The organism is Mycobacterium helveticum, from assembly GCF_007714205.1.
In the GTDB taxonomy this organism is placed as follows: domain Bacteria; phylum Actinomycetota; class Actinomycetes; order Mycobacteriales; family Mycobacteriaceae; genus Mycobacterium; species Mycobacterium helveticum.
Genome location: NZ_VMQU01000245.1, coordinates 1 through 2,735 on the forward strand (window position 1 = coordinate 1; position 2,735 = coordinate 2,735).

General features: G+C 61.4%; 3 protein-coding genes. All 3 read right to left on the reverse strand.

Features of this window, described 5'->3' with window-relative positions; translation table 11 throughout:
* Nucleotides 1–151: 151 nt before the first annotated feature.
* Nucleotides 152–1,768, reverse strand: a complete 1,617-nt coding sequence (locus FPZ47_RS27135; protein WP_085981616.1) for a long-chain fatty acid--CoA ligase — start codon at nt 1,766–1,768, stop codon at nt 152–154.
* 32 nt (nt 1,769–1,800) lie between these two features.
* Nucleotides 1,801–2,457, reverse strand: coding sequence for a transglutaminase-like domain-containing protein (locus tag FPZ47_RS27140; protein ID WP_144957308.1), 657 nt, complete (start codon nt 2,455–2,457; stop codon nt 1,801–1,803).
* The coding region (locus FPZ47_RS27145; RefSeq protein WP_144957305.1) for a cytochrome P450 at nt 2,454–2,735 on the reverse strand (282 nt) is incomplete at its 5' end. The genes FPZ47_RS27145 and FPZ47_RS27140, both read right to left, overlap by 4 nt.

Below are 2,735 nucleotides of genomic sequence, written 5' to 3' on the forward strand. Positions count from 1 at the left end.
CGAAGCGCTCTGAGTGGGGTGCAATCTCAGTGGCAACGAACTTTGCGGCGAGATCACGAAGCGCTTCCAATTCCGGGCTGAGCCAAGGTGAGGCGACTGTCATGGTGTCCTTTCGGTTAGGTGCTGCTGACGACGTTGGCGGCTTTTCGGGTTAGCCGCAGTACACGACCTGGTATTCGCCGGCGCCGTGGCGTGCTCTCAGCAATTTTTTGTCGTATTTGCCCACACTGGTTCGGGGAACCTCAGCAATGAACGCCCAGCGCTCCGGGATCCACCACTTGGCGACCGCGCCGTCCAGGAAGACCCGCAATTCGTTGATATCCAAGCTGGTTTCGGTCTTCGTGACGATCAACGCCAAGGGTCTTTCCTGCCACTTCTCGTCGGGCACGCCGATCACCACCGCCTCATGCACGGCTGGATGGGCAACGAGCGCATTCTCCAAGTCGACCGAGGAAATCCATTCGCCACCTGACTTAATGACGTCTTTTACCCGGTCGGTAAGCGTAAGGTAGCCGTGTTGATCGATGCGACCCACGTCGCCGGTGCGCAGCCATCCTTCGTCGAGCTTGTCGGAGTCGTTGTCGCCGAAGTACGAGCCGGTGACCCACGGTCCGCGGGCCTGGATCTCGCCGATAGACCGTCCGTCCCAGGGCAGGGTACGGCCATCGTCGCCACGCAGCCTAATCTCGACACCGCAGACGGGACGACCCTGACAAGCGCGTAGCTCCCATTGGCGCTCGCCGTTGGTCCCCTTCGGCGCGCGCGCCACGGTTGCCAGCGGCGAGGTTTCGGTCATCCCCCAGGCCTGCAGGATCGGGACACCGAATTCACTCTCGAAGTGCTCCATCAGTGACCTTGGAACGGCCGACCCGCCGCAGGCGACCAGGCGTAGCGACGAAATATCGTGCTCCGGTTCGGATTCCAGGAAATGCTGCACGTCATTCCAGATCGTCGGTACCGCACCGGCCACGGTCGGCTGCGTGTCCTCGATGATGGCAACCAACGGTGCCGCCTGCAGGTATCGGTCGGGCAGCACGAGGTCGGCTCCACACATCAGCGCGGAATAGATCAGCCCCCATGCGTTCGCGTGAAACATCGGGACGATCGCCAAGACGCGGTCTTCTTCACCGATGGACAGCACGTTGGGTGTGCAGCCAGTCAGCGAGTGCAAATAGGTGGAACGATGACTGTAGACAACACCTTTCGGGTTTCCGGTAGTGCCGCTGGTGTAGCACATCGCCGCGGCCGACCTCTCATCGAGCTCTGGCCAGTCGAATTCGCCGTCTTGATCAGCAAGCAGGTCCTCGTAGCGCAGCACGTTTTTACCGCTGGCCAGCAGCGGCTCCAGGTCGCCGTCGCCCGCTGCGATCACGGTGTGCACCGACGACATCGTCGGCAGTGCCTTCGCTAGAAGCGGTGCCACAGAGACGTCCGCGATGATGACCTTGTCGTCGGCGTGATCTGAAATGTAGCCAAGTTGTTCTGCGGTGAGTCGAAGGTTGAGGGTGTGAAGCACCGCGCCCATCGACGGCACCGCACAGTAGGCTTCCAGGTGTTCCTGATTGCTCCATTGGAAGGTGGCCACGCGCTGATCGTCAGTTATGCCCAGACTCCGTAGTGCGTTGGCCAACTGGCTGATTCGCCGCTTGAGCGCACCGTAGGTCGTTGTGCGGTAGCCCGATCCGGTCGGCGTGACGACTTGGCTGTCAGCGTGGATGGATGTCGCGTGCCTGACGATCGAGGCTACGGTCAAGGGGATATCCTGCATGGTGCTTTGCACAGGCACAATCCTTCAAACTGCTAGTTGGTGAATGAGTCCGGCACTGGAGGAGGTTCGTAGATGAGTTCGCCGTAATTGTCGCGCAGCGCGTCGATGATTTCCGTGAGGGGAAGGTCGTCGAAAACACCACGGTCATGGAGGTATTCCAGGTGTTGAGAACTATCGCCTGTGTAGGCGTGCAACATGGCGTCTCGCTGACCGTCGAATTCGATGGGAGCGACGCGGAAGCGCGCGCATAACTCGCGGTTGAATGCCGGTGTGGCCTTGACCCACCGGCCATTCAGCAGTATTTGACTGTAGCCGTGGTAGACGAAAACGTCCGAGCCACCCATCCGTTCACGGAGACTCGGGGTCTGTAGATGGTTGCGGACGTCGGCGAAACCCAACCGCGCCGGAATCCCCGCGGCGCGACATGCAGCCGTCAAGAGCACCGCCTTGGGGACACAGTAGGCGCGCTCGGCGACGGCGACCGCGCTGGCTCGGTACTGGCGCGGGTCGTCGGAGACGGAATACGGGTCGTACCAGATCGAATCACGGACAGCGGTGAAGATGCGGCACGCCTTATCGACGGAATCGGTGGCGTTGCGTGTCGCCGATTCGGTGAACTGCTGCACGGCATCGTGTTTCCAGTCGAGGAATTCGGTGGCTGCGAGGAACCGCGCGAACTCTAACTTCATCGGTGGTGGAGCCTGATCGGTAACCCGTCGACCGGGATCGGCAGCGATGTGTTGTCCCAGCGGATGCGGTAGTCGGTGTCGAGGCCGAAGGTGAACGTGCGCAGCATCTGGTGCAGGATCGCTTTGACCTCGAGGGTGCCGAAGTGCATGCCGATGCATTTGTGCGCGCCACCGCCGAAGGGCAGCCACGCGAAGCGGTGAGCTTGGTCTTCGCGGCGCGGGTCGTCGAAACGTAAGGGGTCGAAGCGATCCGGATCGTGCCAGACTTCGCGGACGAA

Coding starts and splice junctions, on each gene's coding strand:
- FPZ47_RS27140 (WP_144957308.1), bottom strand. CDS start 2,457: ATGAAGTTAGAGTTCGCGCGGTTCCTCGCAGCCACCGAATTCCTCGAC.
- FPZ47_RS27135 (WP_085981616.1), bottom strand. CDS start 1,768: ATGCAGGATATCCCCTTGACCGTAGCCTCGATCGTCAGGCACGCGACA.